Genomic DNA, 678 nt, shown 5'->3' on the forward strand with positions numbered 1-678 from the left:
CAGCGTTGCGGAGCAATAACAGCTGGCAGCAAGGGAGAGCTAGAGCCGTTCCACCAGACGGGTGGAGCCCGACTGGGCGGCGACCCATCCCCCGGGCGCGCCATCTCGCTCAATGCGCAGCCAGACGGGCACCTGTCCCTCCCCAGCCTGCACCTCCACCACCCGCAGCAGGGCTTGGCGTGGGGCTGTCCCGACAATGGCTCCCGTCAGGCTGGGTTGCTGGCGAATGTTGAGGCCATCGTTGGAGACCACCCGCACCTGTTGTACTCCTTGCCACTCCGCCAGAGGGCCGGTTAGCTCAGGCGGGGGAGTGAGTTCCGTCTGGCCGGGATTGTCGTTCGCGGAGGCGTCGCGTAGCGATATGTCAACCGGCGGCTGCTCAATTTGCACCTGGGGTTGCTCCAGCGGTGGTGCCGGCGGCGGCGTGAAGAGGCCCCGCAACATTTGCCAGATGACCAGCAGGGAGAGAATGCCCACACCGACCACCCCGGCCATTCGCGCCAGCGGTGCGGAGCCCAAACGAACGCCAGCGGGAAAGGTAGGACGCTTACGGCCCCCCAAGCGGCTGCGGCGGTAACGCTCCACATCCTGCAAACCGATCGCGCCAGCGGACCTTAGGCCCTGGGCTCCGTCCCCCTGAGGGGAACGGTCTTGGGCGCGTTCGCGACAGCGGTGCGG

1 protein-coding gene is annotated in these 678 nt (G+C 67.4%); it reads right to left on the reverse strand.

What is annotated here, in order from left to right:
• Positions 1-39: 39 nt before the first annotated feature.
• Positions 40-678, reverse strand: a 639-nt coding sequence (locus tag NW819_RS08670) for an SH3 domain-containing protein (RefSeq protein WP_414413505.1), incomplete at its 5' end; no start/stop codon positions are given.

The organism is Synechococcus sp. R8-2 (genome assembly GCF_047461715.1).
Taxonomy (GTDB): domain Bacteria; phylum Cyanobacteriota; class Cyanobacteriia; order Thermostichales; family Thermostichaceae; genus Thermostichus.